Here is an 18,373-nt window from a genome sequence, read left to right as displayed (position 1 = left end):
GACACATTCTTGACGCTCTTCTTGACGAATTGAAATGAGAATACTTATCATCCGCAGCTTCGGAAAAGCAGCCGCCGCCACTTCTCCTTCGATCGGCACGCTGCGTTGAGCCCTCTCCCCCACGTTGCCGGTCCCACAAAAAAGATCATCAACGTCGTTGGAGAAAGAGCCATGGCTCACATCATCAGCCGCAAGCATGCGGCCCGTCCCCTGCCCTCGCGGCTGACCCACACCACCGCCGCCCTGGCCCTGATGGCCCCCGCGCTCGCGATGGCCCAGGCCTCGGAACCCACCTCCGCCCTGCCGGCGGTCAAGGTCAAGGCCGCCGTCGAGAACGACTACAAGGCGGACAAGTCGGTGTCGCCCAAGCTCAACCAGCCCCTGGTGGACACGCCGCAGACCATCACGGTGATCAAGAAGGAACTGATCCAGGAACAGGGCGGCACGACGCTGTCCGAGGCCCTGCGCAACACGCCCGGCATCACGTTCCAGATGGGCGAGAACGGCAACACGCAGACCGGTGACTCGATCTTCATGCGCGGCTTCGACACGCAGAACAGCATCTTCGTGGACGGCATCCGCGACGTTGGCTCCATCAGCCGCGACGTGTTCAACCTGGAGCAGGTGGAAGTCGTGAAGGGCCCGGCCGGCGCCGACATCGGCCGCGGCTCCCCCACCGGCTACATCAACCTCGCGACGAAACTCCCGACGCTCGAGGAGCTGAACGCCGGCTCGATCACGCTCGGCACCGCCGACCGCAAGCGCGTCACCGCCGACCTGAACCGCGCCGTGCCGGCCCTGGGCTCGGGCACCGCGCTGCGCCTGAACGTGATGGCGCAGAACAACGGCGTCGACGGCCGTGACGAGGTGAAGAACGAATCGTGGGGCTTCGCACCGTCGCTGGCCCTGGGCCTCGGCACCCCGACGCGCGTGTTCCTGTACTACCTCCACATGGACCAGGACAACGTGCCCGACGGCGGCGTGCCCACGTTCGGCCTGCCCGGCTACCGCTACAGCGCCGACCACCACACCGTGATGGACCCCGCTGGCGTGACCTCGCTGGCCGCACCGGACAGCAGCAACTTCTACGGCAGCACCGGCGACTACAACCGCATCAAGGCCGACATGTTCACGGCCCGCTTCGAGCATGACCTGAAGCCGGGGGTCGTCGTGCGCAACGTCTCGCGCTTCGGCCGCACGGAACAGAAGTACGTGCTGACCGGCGTCAACGCGGTCAACATCGGCAACTCGACCACCGCGACCAACGGCACCGTGACCCCACCGCCGGCCGGCGTGACCTTCGGCAACCCGAACAGCTGGGTCGTCTCGCGCAGCCGCCAGGCCAAGGACCAGGAGAACCTGATCCTGACGAACCAGACGAGCGTCAACGCGGACTTCGAAGCCGGTGGCATGCAGCACTCCGTCGTGTCCGGCCTCGAGTTCATGCAGGAGCGTCAGTCGTCGTCCTCGTTCGGCACCACCACCGCGCCCGCGGCCAACCTGTACAACCCGAACCCCAACGTCTCGTTGAACATTCCCGTGGCCACCGGCCGTGGCACCGGTGAAACCACCACCGTGGGCCTCTACGCCTTCGACACCCTGAAGGTCAGCGAGGCCTTCCGCCTGAACGGCGGCCTGCGTCTCGACCGCTACCGCACCACCTACGAAGCCACGGGTGCCCAGCCGCTCGGCAAGGGTGACCTGCTGTCGACCTGGAAGCTCGGCGCGCTGTGGAAGCCGGCCACGAACGGCAGCGTCTACATCGCCTACGGCACGGCCGAGCGCCCGCCCGGCAGTGACGGCGGCACGCTGAGCTCGTCCGGCACCAGCAACAACAACCCGAACGTCGACCCCTCGAAGGCCACGAACATCGAGCTCGGCACGAAGTGGGAGCTGCTGGACAACCGCCTCGCGGTCACCGCCGCGATCTACCGCGCCATCAACAAGAACGACGTCGTCGCGACCGACGCGGTCACGGGCATCACGTCGCTCGGCAAGAAGCGGGTGGACGGCATCGAGCTGGCCACGTCCGGCATGCTGACGTCGGCCTGGCAGGTGAGCGCCGGCCTCGCGCTGATGGACACCGAAGTCGAAGTGACCAACAACGCCAACCAGGCGGGCCAGCCGCTGCCGTGGTCGCCGAAGGTCGCGTTCACGTCGTGGACCACCTACCGCCTGCCGATGGGCCTGACGATCGGCGGTGGCGCCCGCTACCAGGGCGAGGCCAAGCGCAACAGCAACGCCGAGGCGATCAACAACGCCTCGACCGGCGCCGGCCTCGACACGCTGCCCGACTACTGGGTGCTCGACGCGATGGCCACGTACGACGTGACGAAGAACCTGTCGCTCCAGCTGAACATCTACAACCTGACCGACAAGTTCTACATGCAGAGCATGAACAGCGGCGGTTCGCGCTACACCCTCGGCACGCCGCGCGCGGCGTCGCTGACGGCCAACCTGCGCTTCTGACCTGACCGCGCGCAAGGCACCGCCCCACCCGGCGGTGCGACACTGGAGGCCCCTTCCCCGGAAGGGGCCTTTTCACTGGAGTCCACGACCATGATGCTGCATGTCCCCAACGTCCTGACACTCGACCAGGTCGCGGACCTGCGCCGCCGCCTCGATGCCACCGACTGGGTCGACGGACGCGAGACGGTGGGCCCGCAAGGCGCGCTCGTGAAGCGCAACCGGCAGCTGCCCGAGTCGTCGCCGGTGTCGCGGGAACTGGGCGCCATCGTGCTGAACGCGCTCGCCGCGCAGCCGCTGTACTTCTCGGCCGCGCTGCCGCTGCGCACCGTGCCGCCCCTCTTCAACCGCTACGAAGGCGGCGAACACTACGGCGACCACATCGACGGGTCGGTGCGTTCGGTGCCCGGCACGAACCTGCGCCTGCGCACCGACATCTCGTGCACGCTGTTCCTCACGCAGCCCGAGGAGTACGACGGCGGCGAGCTGGTGGTGGTGGACAGCTACGGCACCCACGAGGTCAAGCTGCCGGCCGGCGACCTGATCGTCTACCCGGCCTCGAGCGTGCACCGGGTCGAGCCTGTCACCCGCGGCGCGCGGGTGTGTTCGTTCTTCTGGGTGCAGAGCATGGTGCGCGACGACTGGCGCCGCTCGATGCTGTTCGAACTGGACCGCAACATCCAGTCGCTGCGGCAACGCGTGGGCGACGGCCCCGAGATCGTGGGCCTCACCGGCCACTATCACAACCTGCTCCGCCAATGGAGCGACGTCTGACCCGTCGTCAGTACACGTCGCGGCGGTAGCGCCCGCCGTCCATCAACCGCGCCACGCCGTCGGCCCCGGCGATCTCCGTGAGCGCGGCGTCCACGCCGCCGGCCATGCCCTGCAGGCTGCCGCACACGTACACCGCGGCGCCGTCGTCGAGCCAGGCCTTCACGTCGGCCGCGGCCTCGCGCAGGCGGTCCTGCACGTAGGCCTTCTGCGGCGTGTCGCGCGAGAACACGAGGTCGGCGCGGGCCAGCACGCCGCTCGAGAGCCAGCCCTCGATCTCGTCGCGGTAGTACGCGTCGAACGCGCCCTGGCGTTCACCGAACACGAGCCAGCAACGGCCCGCGCCGGCCGCCGCACGCGCGCGCAGGTGGCCCCGCAAGCCGGCCAGGCCGGTGCCGTTGCCCACGAGGATCAGCGGCCGCGTGGCGTTGTCGCCCAGCTGGAAGTTCGCGTGCGGCCGCAGCCGCAGGTCGATCGAAGCGCCCACCTCGGCCTGTTCGGTGAGCCAGCCCGAGGCCACGCCGAGCGACCCGTCGGGGTGCCGCTCCTGGCGCACGAGCAGGTGCACGCGGCCGTCGGCCGCGATCGAGGCGATCGAGTACTCGCGCGGACGCGAGGGATCGGCCGGGGCCCGCACCTGCACGAGGTCGCCCGAGCGCCAGTCGGCCGCCACACCGGACGACGGCGCGAGTTCCAGGTGGAACGTGGGCCCGCCGGCGCTGCCCGGGTTCAGGTGCTCGCGTGCGAGCAGGCGCCACGGCTCCCAGGCCGGCGCCTGCCAGTCGGGCAGGTCGCTCGTGCCGGCGAGATGGCTCAGCCGGTGATGCCACTCGGCCATCGCGGCCTCGTTGGCGTTGTCGACCTCGATGCGTTCGAAGAGCGGCGACGCGCCGGTGCCGGCGAGCCAGCCGTCGAGCGAGCGGCCGAAGCCGCAGAAGTGGCGGTACTCGCTGTCGCCCAGCGCCAGCACACCATGGTGGAGGTTCGGCAGCGTGCGCCCGTCGGTCATCACGCGGCGCACGAATGCCGCGGCGTTGTCGGGCGGGTCGCCTTCGCCGCAGGTGCTGACGATGAACAGCGCCCGCTCGGCGGCGGCGAGGTCGTCGGCCGTGACACTCGACAGCGCCAGCAGCCGCGACGGCACGCCGGCGGTGTGCAGCAGATCGGCCGTCTGGCGCGCGACCTGTTCGGCGAAACCGGTCTGGCTGGCGTAGGCCACCAGCACCGGCACGCCCGAACCGGCCGCGGCCTGCACCACACCCTGCCGGGCACGCCGCTGCGCCCGGGCGATCGAGATGCACAGCAGCAGCCAGAACAGCACCACGGCGGCCGCGGCCCCCTGGCGCGCCGCGGCGCTTCCCCATTCGAAGACGCTCATGTCATCAGGTCCTCGAACGCGCGGCTCCAGCGTTCCACCGGTTGTCCGTCGGCGCCCCGTTCGATCCAGTGCGCCGCCAGGCCTTCGGTGTCGGCGAGCGGGAGGCCCGCGTCGGCGCCCAGCACCGTCAGCGCCGTGGACCATGCGTCGGCCCACAGGCAGTCGCGGTGCAGCACCGTCACCGACACCACGCCATGGCGCACGGGCCGGCCGTCACGCGGGTCGATGGTGTGGGCGTGGCGGACGCCGTCCCGCTCGTAGTGGCGGCGGTAATCACCCGAGGTCGCGACCGAGAGGCCGTGCAGCGCGACCCGCGTGGCCTCCAGCGACGCCGCGAAAACGGGCGGCACCTCGAGGTCGACCCACCACGGCGACCCATCGGGCTTGACGCCCGCACCACGCAGTTCACCGCCCACCTCGACGAGGTGGTCGCGCACGCCGAGGCGCAGCAGGTGGCGCGCGACCTGGTCGACGCCGAAGCCCTTCGCGATGCCGGAGAAATCGAGCGACAGCCCGCCGGGCTGGCGCACGCGGCGCGACGCGGCGCCGATCTCGAGGCGGGTCCACCCGCTCGCCTCGCGCGCGGCCCGCACGTCCGCCTCGGTGGGAGGCTGGAAGCCGGGCTGGTCGTGGCGGCCTTCGGGACCGAAACCCCACAGGTCCACCAGGCGTCCGGCGGTGGGATCACAGGCCCCGCCGCTGCGCCGTGCGACGTCGAGGCCGCAGGACAGCACCTCGAAGCAATCGGGCGGCAGCGTCTGCCAGTGGCCGGCGGGCGCGCGGTTGAAGCGCGAGAGGTCGGACCCCGCCTCCCACGTGCTCATCTCGGCGACCACGGCGTCGAGCACCGCCTGGATGCCACGCGAACGCGCGGCCAGGTCGGCGTCTGCCGGGCCGACGAACCGCACCGACCAGGTCGTGCCCATCGTCCGCCCCTGCACCAGGTGCAGGTGCCCGCCGAGGGCCGGGCCCGCGGGGTCGATGTCGGCAGGGACGAGGACACGCCTCATCGTGCGATCGTCACTGCGGCAGCACCTCGAGCGTGGTCGAGTAGCTCGCGCGGCGCGCCGGCTTGTCCAGCGTGCCGGCGGGACCCGCCGGTGCCGCGCCCGGAGCCGGACGCTGCGCGGCGCCGTGCGTGGCGCTCAGCCAGTAGAAGCCGGCCGACGGCCACTTGACGCTGAACTTGCCCTCCGCATCGGTGCGCACCTTGATCTCGCCGAGCGCGTCGCGGTGGCGCACGCCGCCGGGGATCACGGTGACCTCGACGTCGGCCGCCGGCTTGCCGTCGAGCAGGAAGCGGAACGAGGCGGTGTCACCGGCGAACAGGTCGTTCGGGTGGGTGATGGGCGCGAGCTCCAGGCCCTGGTTGGTGGGCTTGAGCACGGTGTCGGTGGGCTTGCCCGACGTGACGAACACTTCCAGGCGCGACTGGTTGCGCGAAACGCTGAGGCCTTCGGCGTTCGCGGGGATCTCCTTCGCGAGCGACTCGGCGGTGCCGCGGGCGCGCTTGTTCTCGCCGCCCACCTTCCAGCTGGCCATCAGGCCGTCGTTGACCATCGCGAGCTTGTACGTGCCCTTCTGCACGAGCTTCAGGTCGAAGGTGCTGCGGTACTTGCCGGTGGCGAGGTTCTCGGGCGTGGCCTTCGAGCCGTCCGGCGCGAACGCCAGCAGGCCGTCGAGCTTCATCGCGTTGTGCTCGAAGTAGAAGAGGTCGTTCGAGATCGCGGCGTCGACCGTGACCCACGGGTCGTTGCCCGAGAGCACGGTGGCCGACGGCAGCATCCAGCCGCGGTGGGCCTGGGCGGACAGGGGCAGCAGCGCGGCGAGGGCCAGGGCGATCGGGGCGGCGGCGCGGGAGATCAGGTGGTTCATGTCTTGTTCCTCGGGTGGGAGAACGGATCGATCAGGGCTTGACGGCGACCGAGACGGCGCCGAGTTCGTGTTCGCCCTTGGCCTGGTTCGATTGCGCGGCGGTGGGCGGCCACGTGAACGGCACACGCACCAGCTCGCGGCCGCCGACCTCGCGGGCGGCCTCGACCACCACGGCGTATTCGCCGGCCGGCAGCTTGTCGAGCGGCGACTTGGCACCTCCGAACGTCAGCGTGTGTTCACCGGGCGCGCGCGTGGCGCCGCTCAGGCCGTCGACGGGCATCTGCAGCTCGCGGCCGCTCTTGCGCCACCACTGGCGCATGTCCTTGAGCCACTTGGTGCCCTCGTTGTTCTTCATCTTCAGGTCGTACCAGACCGACAGGTTCGCGGCGAACGACTGGTCGGCCTTCTCGATCCACAGCGCGGTGTAGGGACGGTGGTACTCGGCGACGGTGAGGCGCGGGATCTCGACCTTCACGGTCAGGTCGGCCGCGAACACGGACGGCACGCCCATCACGGCGGTCATGGCAACGGTGTAGCGCATTCGCATGGGAAGTCCTCGTGGGAGGGAAGTGGTGATTCAGTGGATGAAGAGCAGCGCCAGCACGACGGGGATCACGATGCCGAGGCCCACGATGGGCCACGTGGTGGGCCGGTTGGCCGCGTGCATCTTCAGGATGAAGAGGCCCGTGATCGAGAAGAGCAGTGCTGCCGCCGCGAAGATGTCGATGAACCAGCTCCAGGCGGTGCCCGTGTGGCGCCCCTTGTGCAGGTCGTTGAAATAGGAGACCCAGCCGCGGTCCGTGAGTTCGTATTCGGCCTCGCCGCTCGTGCGGTCGATGCGCAGCCAGGCGTCGCCGCCCGGGCGCGGCAGCGCGACGTAGGCTTCCTCGGGCGACCAGTCCACGGCCGCGTCGGCCGGCACGTCGACGGCGAGGGCCTTCGCGGCCCAGCGCCGCACGTCCACGGGCAGCGGCGAGTCCTTCGCATCGGGCGCCGCGGCCAGCGTGGCCCGCTCGGCCTCGGGCAGTTCGGCGGTGCGGGTCGTCACCCGCGGCTTCGCCTCGATCTGTCCCGCGTGGTTGAGCGTGATGCCGGTGACGCTGAAGAGCAGCATGCCCAGCAGGCACAGGGCCGAACTGATCCAGTGCCACTGGTGGAGTGTCTTGAGCCAGTAGGCCCGCCGTTGAGTGTGGTTCGTCGTGTCCATCGGATCCCAGAAGCCGGATTCGCGTGGCGTCGGCGGGCAATCGTGTCGGGGAAGTGTATCTTCAGATGAGAATCAATCTCAACTGAAATGAGGAAAGACTGTGAAAGCGGCAGGGCCCGGCGCGCCTCGCGGCGCGGCCGGGCCCCCCGGGTTCAGCGCGCCGGGATCAGAAGCGGTACGTCACGCTCGCGATCGCGTTCCGGCGGCTGCCCCACCAGCAGTCACCGCGGTTCAGGCAGGTGGACACGTAGATCTTGTCCGTGACGTTGGTGATGTTGAGGGCCGCGCGCCAGTTGCCGCTGTCCCAGGCCACCATCGCATCCAGCAGGGTCACCGCCGGCACCTCCGGCGCCACGCCATCGTGGAACGCGCTGAGGTAGCGCAGGCCTGCACCGGCACTCAGGCCGGTGATGCCGGCCACGGCGAAGCGGTACGTGCCCCACACCCCGGCCTGGCGGGCGGGCAGGCCTTCGATCTGGTCGTCGACGTGCGTGTAGTTGTAGAACGCGACCAGGTCCAGTGCCTTCGTGACCGAACCACGGGCCTCGAGCTCGAAGCCCTTGGTCTTGGTGTCGTCGAGCTGGCGGAAGTCCGCCACGGTGTAACCCGCGACCCGGTTCGTCTCGTTCAGTTCGTAGGCGGTGGCACCCAGCGCGAAGCCGGCGTTCGCGGGTTCGTACTTCACGCCCAGTTCCCACTGCTTGCCGCGCAGCGGATCGAAGCTGACGCCGTCGCGGTTGGCCTGCGGCGTGAACGACTCGCTGTAGCTGACGAACGGACGCAGGCCGTCGGCCACCTCGTACATCACGCCGAGGCGCTTGGTCAGCGCTTCATCGCGTTCGGTGGCCTCGTTCTGCGTCCTGTTGCGGGCGGTGTCGTAGCGGAGACCCACGAGGCCGATCAGCTTGCCCCACTTCAGCTGGTCCTGGAGGTACAGGCCGCCTTGCTCGATCGTTTCCTTGTTGATGGGCGACAGCGTCGGGACCACGTAGTTGCCGTAGACCGGGTTGTACGCGTCGATGTTCGTGGCGGTGCCGGGATACAGCGCACCGGCCTCGCCGGTGGTCGTGCCACGCGTGAAGTCGAAGCCGGCCAGCACGGTGTGATCGACACTGCCGGTGGCGAGACGGCCCTCGACGTTCTGGTCGAACTGGATCATCTTCACCTTGGTGATCCCGGCATCCGCGTAGCGCTGGACGATGCGCTCGGTCGGGTCGGCCGGATCGCCGAAGGTGGGGTCGCTGCTGAACGAGTTCGCGTAGTGCTGGCGGTAGTCCACCTTGTTCTGCGAGTAGCGGGCGTTCTGGCGGAACGTCCACGCGTCGCTGAAGCGGTGCTCGGCGTTCCAGCCGATCGACGCCCGTTCGGTGTCATACCGGTCCCAATCGGGTTCACCGATGAAGCGGTCGGTGGGCAGGCGGCCGTTCGGGTTGGGCGTGAGGATGCCGGACCAGGGCAGGAACTGCGACGTGCTGCCCGTGTGGTCCTTCTGGACCAGGCCCAGGAAGGTCACCGACGTGGCCGCGTTCGGGCGCCACGTGAGCGACGGGGCGAGCAGCAGGCGGTCGTCCTCGACGTGGTCCACCTGCGTGTCGGCATCGCGTGCCACGCCGATCACGCGGTACAGCCAGTCGCCATCGGGCGTGAAGGCGCCGGTGAAGTCGCCCTGCACCTGCTTGCGGTTGTAGCTGCCGTACTGCACGCCGATCTCGTTGACGCGCTCGGCCTGCGGGCGCTTGCTGACGAGGTTGATCACACCGCCGGTGCTGCCCTGACCGTACAGCATGGCCGCCGGGCCGCGCAGCACCTCGATGCGTTCGAGCATGTACGGGTCGGCGCGGAACTGGCTCGTGTACCAGTTGAACGACTTGCGCAGGCCGTCGAGGTACTCGTCGGGTGTGGCGCCACGCACGCGGCCGGAGTCCGTGCGGGAGTCGAGGCCGTAGGCATCGCCGCGCACGCCGGCCGCGTAGTTCAGCGCCTGCTGCACGCTCGTGACGCCCTGGTCGACCAGCTGGTCGCGCGTGATCACCGTGATGGACTGCGGCGTCTCGGCGATGGGCGTGTCGGTCTTGGTGGCCGACAGCGCGTTCTTCGCGCGGAAGCCCTTCACCGGACCGGTGGCGGACTCTTCGGCCGCCGCACGCACCTTGACGGCGGGCAGCGTGGTGGACTGGGGTTCGGCCGCGGGCGTGTCCGTGGCGGACTGGGCCCACGCGCCACTGACGGCGGCGGCCAGCGCACAGAGGGTGAAGACAGGCAGGACGGGATGTTTCATCGGTGTACTTCTTTCTTAGGTGTCCTGGCTGGCGCGGGCTGGCTCGGTGAGGGGTGATGCGGAGGGAACCGGCTGGGGTGCGGCGGTGGCCACCTCGGCCAGCTCGCGCGCGAGTTCCTGCGGCCGGCCCCGGCGGGCCCACCACAGGTAGAGGCCGCTGCCGAGCACCACGATCGTGGCGAGGTCGAGCAGGGCCCAGAGGATCTTCATCGGCACACCGCCGTAGTCGCCGAAGTGCAGCGGCTGCGAGACGAGCAGCGCCTTCAGGTACCACGGCAGGTCCACGCTCTGGTGGTGCTGCGTGGTGACCGCGTCCATCAGCACCGGCGTGAGCAGGCGGGAGGTCAGCGGTTCGTTGCCGCGCAGGAAGACGGCGTAGTGGAACGGGCTGGAGAACTGGGTGCCGGGGAACGCGACGAAATCGATCCGCATGCCGGGGTGTGCGGCACTCGCCCCCTTCACCGCGGCGTCGAACGAGCCGAGGGCGGCGGGCGCGGTCTTGCCCTTGTAGGGTTCGAGGATGTGGGCCAGCTCCGTGAACTGCCAGTACTTGATCATCAGGTCGGCCCACGTGTTGATCATGCCGGTGGCGCCCACCACCAGCGCCCACACGAGCGTGACGATGCCGAGCAGGTTGTGCAGGTCGAGCCACTTGACACGGACGGACCGGTCGCGGCGCACATCGCCGAAGCCGAGCTTGCGCATGAACGGCGCGTACAGCACCACGCCCGACACGATGGCCACGAGCAGCAGCAGGCCCATCAGCCCGAGGAACAGCTTGCCCGGCAGGCCGGCGAACAGGTCCACGTGGAGCTTGAACATCACCCACATGAACCCGCCGGTGAACTCGTTCTCGCGCACGACCTGCGCGGTGCGCGCGTCGACCGCCACGTTGCGCGGCTTCTCGTCGGTGACCGAGTCGCCGAACGTGAAGAACCAGAGGTTGCCCTCCTCTTCCTCGCGCGCGCCGAACAGCGGCACCTTGCCGGGGAAGAACGCCCTCGCCGCCTGCAGTACCTCGTCGAGGTTGGCCTTCGGCGTGTCCGCCGGCATCGGGGCCGCCTCGATCTCCGTGCCGAGCAGGTGCCCGATCTCGTGATGGAAGATCAGCGGCAGGCCGGTGAGGCACAGCAGCAGCATGAACACGGTGCACACGAGGCTGGACCACTTGTGGATCCAGGCCCAGGTCTTCAGGCGGCGGGCGTTCATGGTTCAGGGCTCCTTGTGTTGGATCACCAGCGGAACACGGCGCGAGCCTTGATCTCGCGCCCGTACCCGAGGGTGCAGACGGTCGGGGTGCAGTTGGTGAGGACGCGTCGGTCGGCGAGGTTCTCGACCGAGGCCGAGAGGGTCCACGGGCCGTTCGTGTACGAACTCATCACGTCGACCAGCGTGTACGCCGGGTTCATGGTGTCGGGGTCGAAGCTGCGCGACTCACCCACGTAGCGCACGCCGCCGCCGATGGTCAGGCCCTGCACGAGCGCGTCGATGCGGGCCTTCGTCCAGACGGACGCCGCATGGCGCGGGATGTTGACCGTGGCCTCGCCCACGTTGTCGCCCTTGAGCGACTCGGTGTCGGTGAAGGCGTAGTTGGCCAGCAGCGCCCAGCCGCGCAGCACCTCGTAGTTCGCCTCGAACTCGACGCCGCGCGAACGCACCTCGCCCTCGGCCACCTGGAACGGCGACGTGGGACCCGCCGACATCGGCACGTTGGTCTTGCGCAGGTCGTAGATCGCGGCGAGCACGTTCAGCGGCAGGTTCGCCGGCTGGTAGCGCGCGCCGATCTCGAACTGCTTGCCCTGGCTCGGCTTGAACGCGGCACCCGAGGCGTCGGTGCCCATGTTGGGCTCGAACGACGTCGAGTAGCTGGCGTATGGCGACAGGCCGTTCGGGGCGAGGTACACCACGCCCACGCGGCCGGTGGTGTCCCAGGTCACCTCGTCGGTGAAGCTGTCGAAGTAGCCCCCCGTGGCCGGGTTGATGGTGCTGCCGGTGGTGACCTGGTGGACACGGTCGCGGCGGATGCCCGCCAGACCCACCCAGCGTTCGCCGAACTTCGCCTGCTCCTGCAGGTACAGGCCGGCGCTGCGCACCTCGTCGTGCGACTCGTAGGCCTTGACCCCGAACGACTTCCAGTCGGGTTCGACGTAGACCGGGTTGTAGAGGTCCATCGGCCGCACGTTCAGGTCGCTGTAGATGCCCTGGCTCATCCGGTTGCGGCGCAGGTCGACGCCGGCGAGCAGCGTGTGCGACACGGCCCCGGTGCGGCCCTGCCACTCGACGTTGGTGTCCACGCCCAGGCTCTGGTCGGCGTCGGGCCGGTTGACCCCGAGGACCAGCAGCGTGCGGCCGTCCGGCTGAAGGCCCAGCATCGGCAGGAAATAGCTGTCCCACACCTCGCGGCGGTCGGTGGTGATGTCGGTGAAGCGCAGCTTCTGGCGCAGGGTGAGGCCCGCATCGAACTTCTGTTCGAGCTCGTAGCCGATGTTCTTCGAGACCCGGTGGTAGCCGGCACCCGGGCCCGCGAAGTTGTACGTGTCGGCGACCGGGGCGATGGGGTGGCCCGGCGTGCCGATGTGGCGGTACTGGTTGCCCCACACGTACATGTTGCGGTCCTCGTTGTACGAGCCCAGCAGCGTGAGGGTGGTGCCGGCGAGCGGCTTCCACGTCAGCGACGGCGCCACGTAGAGGCGGTCGTCCTGGACGAAGTCGTACTCGCTGGAGCCGTCGCGCCCCAGGAACACCACGCGGCCCAGCAGGTTGCCGTCCTTCGTCAGCGCACCGCCCACGTCGGCCATCACCTGGCCGCTGCTGGGGGAGCCCATCTCGAAACCCCATTCGTTGACGGCCTCGGCCTGCGGCCGCTTGCTGACGACGTTGACGACACCGCCCGGCGTCGCCTGCCCGAAGATCACGGACGACGGACCGCGGACGACCTCGATGCGTTCGGCACCGTAGGTCTCGATGGAGCTGGAGAACACGTTCGTGAACGCGCGCAGGCCGTCGAGGTACAGCCCGGCCACGCCGACGTCGAAGCCGCGGATGGTGAACACGTCGCCGCCGTAGTTGAAGGCGGAGGGCACGACGCCCGAGCTGTAGCGCAGCGCATCCCCGATGGACGTCACGCCCCGGTCGTCGAGCTGGTCGCGCGTGATCACGGTGACCGACTGCGGGGTTTCGGCGAGCGGCGTGTCCGTCTTGGTCGCGCTGATCTGGCGCGTGGCGCGGTAGCCGGCGACGGGCGAGGTGGCCGACTCCTCGCTCGCGGCGGAGCGCACCTTGACGGCGGGCAGCGTGGCCTGGGCCGGGCCCTCCGGCGGTTTCACCTCGGACTGGGCCCAGGCACCCGAAACGGCGGCGGCGAGCACGCACAGGGCGAACGCGGGACGGGATGACAACGACAGCGACAGCATGGAGAAGGTCCTCTCTCTTTCTCGGTACTTTTTTGTGAAGGCTGGCGTCGGTCGGCTGGCTCGGGTGGATGGAATCGGTTTCGTCCCCGGACACGACAACACCCCGGAGCCGGCCGCGCGGGCGGGCGGCCGATTCCGGGGTGTGTCGCGTCGCGCCGGGGGGCGCGTGACTTACTTGTCGTGCTTGGCGAGCGGCAACGGTGCGGGCGGCTTCGCGCCGGTGGGCTGGTCGAAGGTCAGCGTGGTGACGAACATCGCCACGTCGTACTTCTCGGGACCCGAGGCACCGGGACGTTCACCCGGGTTCTTGTCGGTGTGCTGGACCTCGACCGCCCACGGGCCCTTCCAGGGCAGCTCGACGGTGAAGAAGCCCTCGGCGTCGCTCTTGAACTCGCGCTTCCAGCCGGAGGCGGCCACCACCTCGACCTTCGCGCCGGCCAGCGGCTTGTTCAGGTAGGTGACCTTGAACTGTCCCGACGACCGGGTGGGGAACACGTCGAGCGCGAGGTTCGGTTCCTGCGGGCCCATGTCGGGCACGAAGCGCGCGGCCGGCACCCAGATCGTGCGGATCGTCTTGTCGCCGTCCTTCTTCTCCCACGACGGGTACTTGCTGTCCTGGGCGAGGAGCACCTGGCCGCGCGTGATGCGCGCACCGAGGTCGTAGCTGTCGGCGGTCTTCTTCGGCGTCAGCCACGTGTTGCCCTCGAGCGTCACCACCTGCGCCTCGACCGCCGGCAGCTTGTCGAGCGTGCCCGGCGAGGTCTCGCGCAGGTTGTCGCCGAACTCGCCGAAGTACAGCCGGGCGTTGCCGTTGACCTGCTCGATCCAGATCTGGTGGGCCGACGCGGGCAGCGAGACGATGCAGGCGAGGCCGAAGATCGCGGGAAGGAGACGCATGGGTGGCTTTCGAAGTGAGGGAGATCAGGAGGTGGAGGTGTCCTCGACCGGCAGCGCGGCGAGGCTGCGGGTGAAGCTCGCGACACTCGGCTGGTCGAGGTAGACGCAACGCTTGCCGGTGCGCTTGCAGTGGTCCTTGACCAGCCAGTAGGCGTTGTGGCTCAGGCAGCCGGTCTGGCAGATGACGAGGTCGGCCGCGGCCAGACTCGCGTCGAGCCGGTGGGCGTTGTCCTCGATGCCACCGTCGTGGTGGCTGAAGCGGCCGCCGTGGCGCTCGACGAGGTCGCGGTAGATGGGGATCTGCGCATGGCGGCCGCCGACACACAGGATGCTGCGTTCGGCGAGCTGCACCGGCACCGCGGCCGTGTCGTCGGCCGATGCACGCGCGGCAGCCACGGCGGCCTCGGCGCGGACCCGGGCCTCGTCCACCTCGCGTTCGGCGGCGGCCAGCTGGCGGCGCAGTTCGTCGACCTCGGCGTCCAGCGTGCGGTTGCGCGCCGTGAGGTCGGCGACCCGCTGCGACAGGTGCAGGCGCGACTGCAGCTCGGGCATCGATTCCCGCAGCGACGCGTTCTCGTTGCGCAGGGCCTCGATGGTGGTGTCCTTGCCGATGGCCGTGGCACGGGCCTGCATCAGCTGCGCGGCGAGGCGGTCGTGGTCGAGGGCACGCTCGGACTGGGCCTGCGCGACCCGCGCGCGGGCTTCACCGATCTCGCGCGACAACTCGCGGTTCTCGCGCGTGACCTCGGCGAGCTGCCGCACGTCGGCCCGCACGGTGGCGCCAGCCTGGTGCTGGATCATGTGGATGTCGCGGCAGATGCGGTCGTGCAGCTCCTGCGTGCAGCGCGGGTGGGTCAGCGCGGCCCACAGCGGCGCGGCCACGTCACCGGCCTGGATGGCCGTGTCCCACAGGGCCATCATGGCTTCGCCCGACTTGGCCCGGCTGAAGTGGCGCACGGCGTGAGCGCAGCGGCGTTCCAGCTCGCGCTGCACCGCTTCGGAGACGCGGTTGCGCATGCCGCATTCGGTGACGACACCGACGTGCAGGTCGTAGTCGTCCGCGACGGTTTCGCCCCCCAGCGCCTTGTTGACGACGCGGCGCAGCGTGTCGAGCGGCAGGCACACGCCGACGACCGGGCAGTGCGCGGTGCGGGGCACCTCCCACAGCCGCTTGCGCCGCGAGCCGGTGGCCGGCGGCGGTTCGGGCGGCAGGTCGGGAGCGACCAGCGACGTGAAGACGGGGGGTTTGGGTTCACACATGGCCGGGGACTCCATCGCGACGAGAAAGGGAATGTCCTTGCTGCGTTGCACGGGCTGGCTGGAGCGGGCTGGTGCGGAGGTCTGACTACTTGGTCAGGATCAGTTTGCCGAGCGAGGTCTGCTTGAGCCGGTACAGCGCCCCCCGGTGCTCGATCTGCACCTCGTTGGCGCCGGCGAGCAGCGACTCGCTGGAGATGCAGACCACCGGCGAGCGGGGCACGCTGCGCACCGGGACCCGCACGACGTCGCGCATCGCCAGCGATTCGCGGTCATCGCCCGGGACCGACGCGTGAGGTTGGAGCGGCTCGGTGCCCATGGCTCAGGGCGTCTCGGGTTCGCTGATGAAGCCGACCTTGCTCAGGCCGGCCTTCGAGGCGTCCGCGAGCGTCTCGGCGACGTTGCGGTACACGGCGTTCTGGTCGGCGCGCAGGTGCACTTCCGGCTGCGGCTGCTTCTGCCCTTCGGCCTGGAAGCGGCGCGCGGCCTCGGCGCGGTCGACCGGCTCGCCGTTCCAGAAGCGCTGGCCGGACGCGTCGATCGCGAACTCGATCTTCTCGGCCTTCACGACGTTCGGCTGCGAACTCGCCTTCGGCAGGTCGAGCTTCACCGCCTGCGTGAGCAGCGGCGCGGTGACGATGAAGATCACCAGCAGCACCAGCATCACGTCGATGAGCGGCACCATGTTGATCTCGGCCATCGGGGCGCCGGCGTTTTTGGAATCGAAGCTGGCAAATGCCATGGGATGCTCCTCGGAGGTTCAGCGGATCAGGCCGCGCGCGGACGGTTGGCGCCCGGGCCGGGACGCACGTTCTGCAGCGGGGCGTTGTCGGTGCCGGCCGCCAGCGGCTGGCCCATCGACACGAAGGTGTGAAGTTCGTACGCGAAGGCGTCGAGCTTCGACAGGATCACGCGGTTCGAGCGGGTGAGCCAGTTGTAGCCCATCACCGCGGGGATCGCGACGGCGAGGCCCAGGCCGGTCATGATCAGTGCCTCGCCCACGGGGCCGGCGACCTTGTCCAGCGTGCCCGCGCCGCTCACGCCGATGGCGACCAGGGCGTGGTACACACCCCACACCGTGCCGAAGAGGCCCACGAACGGGGCGGTGGCGCCCACGGTCGCGAGGATGGCCAGGCCGTTCTCGAGGCGGGTGGTTTCCTCGTCGAGCACCTTCTTGATGGTGCGCGTGACGAAGTCACCGGCCGAACCGGCCTCCTCGAGCTTGGCCGCGCCGTACTTGGCGTGGTGGGCCTGCGAGTGGATCGCGTGGATGGTGAGGTGCGAGAACGGGTCGTTCGCGCCGTGCGTGGTGATCTCGTGTTCGACGGACTCGAGCGAGCTCGCGTTCCAGAAGAAGTTGAGGAACGACTCGCTGCGGCGCTTGCGCGCCACGAGCGTGATGCCCTTGATCACGATGATGGCCCAGGAGGCGATGGACATCAGCACCAGGATGACCAGCAGCGCCTTGCCGACGAAGTCGGCCTGCATGATGAAGTGGCCGAAGCCGAGGGCGTTCTGCGAGGCCGCGGCGGCGGTTTCGGTGTTCACAGTCAATTCTCCAGGGTAAAGACAAGGGGGACGGTCACCCAGCCCGCAAGGGCTCGACCGTTTTCCACGTAGGGTTTGAAGCGGGCCTTGCGAATGGCCTCGATGGCGGCGTCGTTCAGCCGCGGGAAGCCCGAGGACTTCGACAGCTGCACATCCTTGGGATGACCGTCCTCGCCGATGTAGACGCGCAGGGTCACGGTGCCTTCCTCGCGCAAGCGCTTCGAGGCGGTCGGGTACACGACACGCGGCTCACCGTCGAACCTCGCGGCCTCCGGCGGGAGGTTGCGCGCCGGCGGCGCCGGCGCCGGAGGTGCGGGGGGCGCCTCGATCGGGGCGGGCGGCGCCGGGGCCGGCTCGGGAACGGGCGGGGGCGGCGGCACCGTGAACGGCGCGGGGGCCGGCGACGGCGGCGCGGCCACGATGGGCGCGGGTGCCGGCGGACGCGGCGTGGGACGCGGCGGCGGCGGGGGAGGCGGCGGCAGGTCGGGCTTCGGCGGCTCGGGGGCCGGCACGAAGTTCACGAAGATGGGCACCGCCTCGGTGACGGCATCGCGCACTGCGGGGATCTGCAGCAGGGCCCAGCCCCCACCCACGTGGATGGCCGCGATGGCCGCGATGACGGCGCGCAACTGGCCCTTGGTCAGGCCGTCGCGGCGTTGCAGCGCGTCGTTTCGCCGGACACGCGGCGCCGACCCGGTTGCCATCGGGGACGGAGCGGAGGTGGAGGATGCGGCCATCAGGGTGGTGGTGGACATGGATTCGGGAGAAACACCCATTGCGTGCAACACAACGGGAAAAACGAGTCTAACAGAACAAGAACGATTCTCATTTGATTCGACTCAATTTTTTCTGGCGATGGCCGAACGCCCGGTCATAGCGGGCAGGTATGCTTGCCGCCATGGTCAAGATCATCGTCCGTTGGGTGTTGCTCGCCGCCGCGCTGCTGTTCGTGGCCTACGTGCTGCCAGGGGTTTCCGTGGCGAGCTTCGGGTCCGCCCTGTTCGCCGCCGCGGTGCTCGGGCTGCTGAACGCCCTGCTCCGCCCGGTCCTCGTGATCCTCACGCTCCCGGTCACGCTGATCACGCTGGGGCTGTTCCTCTTCGTGATCAACGCGCTGATGTTCTACTTCGCCGCGCAGTTGCTGAGCGGCCTGTCCGTCGCAGGCTTCGGCTGGGCGCTGCTGGGGTCGCTGGTCTACAGCGCGTGCGGCGTCATCATCGACGTCGCCCTGGAAGGCCTCTTCAAGGGCTGAAGAAGGCACCCCGGCTGGCGCCGGGGCGGGT

Annotated in this window: 17 protein-coding genes; 3 read left to right on the top strand and 14 right to left on the bottom strand. The window is 69.5% G+C overall.

Annotation, left to right across the window (positions count from 1 at the left end; genetic code table 11):
* Positions 1-171 precede the first annotated feature (171 nt).
* A complete protein-coding gene (locus A4W93_RS01330) occupies positions 172-2,469 on the top strand; it encodes a TonB-dependent siderophore receptor (protein WP_085748895.1) in 2,298 nt (765 codons plus the stop codon).
* Between the two features lie 90 nt (positions 2,470-2,559).
* On the top strand, positions 2,560-3,240 hold the full coding sequence (locus A4W93_RS01325; protein WP_085748894.1) for a Fe2+-dependent dioxygenase: 681 nt from the start codon (positions 2,560-2,562) through the stop codon (positions 3,238-3,240).
* Positions 3,241-3,247: 7 nt separating this feature from the next.
* On the opposite strand, the gene A4W93_RS01320 is transcribed toward A4W93_RS01325, so the two are convergent.
* The 14 genes from A4W93_RS01320 to A4W93_RS01255 all read right to left on the bottom strand — a co-directional run bounded on the left by A4W93_RS01320 (position 3,248) and on the right by A4W93_RS01255 (position 17,845).
* Positions 3,248-4,615, bottom strand: coding sequence for a sulfite reductase subunit alpha (locus A4W93_RS01320; protein WP_085748893.1), 1,368 nt, complete (start codon positions 4,613-4,615; stop codon positions 3,248-3,250).
* A complete protein-coding gene (locus A4W93_RS01315) occupies positions 4,612-5,625 on the bottom strand; it encodes an FAD:protein FMN transferase (protein ID WP_085748892.1) in 1,014 nt (337 codons plus the stop codon). The genes A4W93_RS01320 and A4W93_RS01315 overlap by 4 nt, the downstream gene beginning before the upstream one ends.
* 10 nt (positions 5,626-5,635) lie before the next feature.
* Positions 5,636-6,490: a DUF4198 domain-containing protein gene (locus tag A4W93_RS01310; RefSeq protein WP_085748891.1), complete on the bottom strand. Its 855-nt coding sequence runs from the start codon at positions 6,488-6,490 to the stop codon at positions 5,636-5,638.
* A 31-nt stretch (positions 6,491-6,521) separates the two neighbouring features.
* A complete protein-coding gene (locus A4W93_RS01305; RefSeq protein ID WP_085748890.1) occupies positions 6,522-7,037 on the bottom strand; it encodes a DUF2271 domain-containing protein in 516 nt (171 codons plus the stop codon).
* Positions 7,038-7,067: 30 nt separating this feature from the next.
* Positions 7,068-7,697, bottom strand: coding sequence for a PepSY-associated TM helix domain-containing protein (locus tag A4W93_RS01300; RefSeq protein WP_085748889.1), 630 nt, complete (start codon positions 7,695-7,697; stop codon positions 7,068-7,070).
* 166 nt (positions 7,698-7,863) lie between these two features.
* Positions 7,864-9,975: a TonB-dependent siderophore receptor gene (locus tag A4W93_RS01295; RefSeq protein ID WP_085748888.1), complete on the bottom strand. Its 2,112-nt coding sequence runs from the start codon at positions 9,973-9,975 to the stop codon at positions 7,864-7,866.
* Between the two features lie 15 nt (positions 9,976-9,990).
* Positions 9,991-11,184, bottom strand: a complete 1,194-nt coding sequence (locus A4W93_RS01290) for a PepSY-associated TM helix domain-containing protein (RefSeq protein ID WP_085748887.1) — start codon at positions 11,182-11,184, stop codon at positions 9,991-9,993.
* Positions 11,185-11,207: 23 nt separating this feature from the next.
* Entirely contained in the window at positions 11,208-13,388 is a 2,181-nt protein-coding gene (locus A4W93_RS01285; RefSeq protein ID WP_085748886.1) for a TonB-dependent siderophore receptor, read from the bottom strand.
* A gap of 171 nt (positions 13,389-13,559) precedes the next feature.
* Entirely contained in the window at positions 13,560-14,285 is a 726-nt protein-coding gene (locus tag A4W93_RS01280) for a DUF4198 domain-containing protein (protein ID WP_085748885.1), read from the bottom strand.
* A gap of 24 nt (positions 14,286-14,309) precedes the next feature.
* Entirely contained in the window at positions 14,310-15,545 is a 1,236-nt protein-coding gene (locus A4W93_RS01275) for a DUF2325 domain-containing protein (protein ID WP_085748884.1), read from the bottom strand.
* 85 nt (positions 15,546-15,630) lie between these two features.
* A complete protein-coding gene (gene hemP / locus A4W93_RS01270) occupies positions 15,631-15,861 on the bottom strand; it encodes a hemin uptake protein HemP (protein ID WP_085748883.1) in 231 nt (76 codons plus the stop codon).
* Between the two features lie 3 nt (positions 15,862-15,864).
* Complete coding sequence (locus A4W93_RS01265; RefSeq protein WP_085748882.1) at positions 15,865-16,284, bottom strand: ExbD/TolR family protein; 420 nt, start codon at positions 16,282-16,284, stop codon at positions 15,865-15,867.
* 26 nt (positions 16,285-16,310) lie between these two features.
* Positions 16,311-17,096, bottom strand: a complete 786-nt coding sequence (locus A4W93_RS01260; protein WP_407081701.1) for a MotA/TolQ/ExbB proton channel family protein — start codon at positions 17,094-17,096, stop codon at positions 16,311-16,313.
* Complete coding sequence (locus A4W93_RS01255; protein WP_157131565.1) at positions 17,093-17,845, bottom strand: energy transducer TonB; 753 nt, start codon at positions 17,843-17,845, stop codon at positions 17,093-17,095. The genes A4W93_RS01260 and A4W93_RS01255 overlap by 4 nt, the downstream gene beginning before the upstream one ends.
* A gap of 143 nt (positions 17,846-17,988) precedes the next feature.
* Between A4W93_RS01255 and A4W93_RS01250 the strand changes: the two genes are divergently transcribed.
* On the top strand, positions 17,989-18,342 hold the full coding sequence (locus tag A4W93_RS01250; protein WP_237357660.1) for a phage holin family protein: 354 nt from the start codon (positions 17,989-17,991) through the stop codon (positions 18,340-18,342).
* Positions 18,343-18,373: the final 31 nt, after the last annotated feature.

Source organism: Piscinibacter gummiphilus (genome assembly GCF_002116905.1).
GTDB lineage: Bacteria > Pseudomonadota > Gammaproteobacteria > Burkholderiales > Burkholderiaceae_C > Rhizobacter > Rhizobacter gummiphilus.
This window is presented reverse-complemented; position numbering and strand designations above follow the sequence as displayed.

Coding starts and splice junctions, on each gene's coding strand:
- A4W93_RS01330 (WP_085748895.1), top strand. CDS start 172: ATGGCTCACATCATCAGCCGCAAGCATGCGGCCCGTCCCCTGCCCTCG.
- A4W93_RS01325 (WP_085748894.1), top strand. CDS start 2,560: ATGATGCTGCATGTCCCCAACGTCCTGACACTCGACCAGGTCGCGGAC.
- A4W93_RS01320 (WP_085748893.1), bottom strand. CDS start 4,615: ATGAGCGTCTTCGAATGGGGAAGCGCCGCGGCGCGCCAGGGGGCCGCG.
- A4W93_RS01315 (WP_085748892.1), bottom strand. CDS start 5,625: ATGAGGCGTGTCCTCGTCCCTGCCGACATCGACCCCGCGGGCCCGGCC.
- A4W93_RS01310 (WP_085748891.1), bottom strand. CDS start 6,490: ATGAACCACCTGATCTCCCGCGCCGCCGCCCCGATCGCCCTGGCCCTC.
- A4W93_RS01305 (WP_085748890.1), bottom strand. CDS start 7,037: ATGCGAATGCGCTACACCGTTGCCATGACCGCCGTGATGGGCGTGCCG.
- A4W93_RS01300 (WP_085748889.1), bottom strand. CDS start 7,697: ATGGACACGACGAACCACACTCAACGGCGGGCCTACTGGCTCAAGACA.
- A4W93_RS01295 (WP_085748888.1), bottom strand. CDS start 9,975: ATGAAACATCCCGTCCTGCCTGTCTTCACCCTCTGTGCGCTGGCCGCC.
- A4W93_RS01290 (WP_085748887.1), bottom strand. CDS start 11,184: ATGAACGCCCGCCGCCTGAAGACCTGGGCCTGGATCCACAAGTGGTCC.
- A4W93_RS01285 (WP_085748886.1), bottom strand. CDS start 13,388: ATGCTGTCGCTGTCGTTGTCATCCCGTCCCGCGTTCGCCCTGTGCGTG.
- A4W93_RS01280 (WP_085748885.1), bottom strand. CDS start 14,285: ATGCGTCTCCTTCCCGCGATCTTCGGCCTCGCCTGCATCGTCTCGCTG.
- A4W93_RS01275 (WP_085748884.1), bottom strand. CDS start 15,545: ATGTGTGAACCCAAACCCCCCGTCTTCACGTCGCTGGTCGCTCCCGAC.
- hemP (WP_085748883.1), bottom strand. CDS start 15,861: ATGGGCACCGAGCCGCTCCAACCTCACGCGTCGGTCCCGGGCGATGAC.
- A4W93_RS01265 (WP_085748882.1), bottom strand. CDS start 16,284: ATGGCATTTGCCAGCTTCGATTCCAAAAACGCCGGCGCCCCGATGGCC.
- A4W93_RS01255 (WP_157131565.1), bottom strand. CDS start 17,845: ATGTCCACCACCACCCTGATGGCCGCATCCTCCACCTCCGCTCCGTCC.
- A4W93_RS01250 (WP_237357660.1), top strand. CDS start 17,989: ATGGTCAAGATCATCGTCCGTTGGGTGTTGCTCGCCGCCGCGCTGCTG.